Here is a 406-nt window from a genome sequence, read left to right as displayed (position 1 = left end):
CAGCTGGCGGATCTCCACGGCGGTGGCGAAGCTGGAGCGGCCCAGCAGCCGGGCCAGGTCGGCGGGCGTGCGCCGACCGTCCGCGTGGTCGAGCAGTTCGGGCCGGCGCCTGGTGAGGGCGGGCGGCGCGGTGGCGGCACAGCGCACCACGGGGGCGGCGTCCAGGTCGGCGCAGGGCCAGATCCGGTCCAGCAGGGCGCACCGGCGGGCGGTCTCCCGGGCCAGGTCCGGCGGGCTGACCCGGCGCACCGGGCCGAGCCAGTGCCGCACCTCGGGCTCGAAGCAGATCGGGCGGCGGGCCGGGGCGAGGGCGAAGTAGGCGGCGTCGTAGAGGGCTTGCAGGTGGCACAGCTCCAACTCGCCCAGGCTGACCCGCCCCTGTTCGACCAGCACCCGGCCGACCTGG

Annotated in this window: 1 pseudogene; it reads right to left on the bottom strand. The window is 77.6% G+C overall.

Annotated features, from left to right (window positions below):
• Positions 1-406, bottom strand: a pseudogene (locus C7C46_RS35675) (transcriptional regulator); the annotation flags it as partial.

Origin of the sequence: Streptomyces tateyamensis (genome assembly GCF_003205575.1) — a bacterium.
Classification (GTDB): domain Bacteria; phylum Actinomycetota; class Actinomycetes; order Streptomycetales; family Streptomycetaceae; genus Kitasatospora; species Kitasatospora tateyamensis.
The sequence above is the reverse complement of the archived record's forward strand: the minus strand, read 5'-3'. Positions and strand labels throughout refer to the sequence as shown.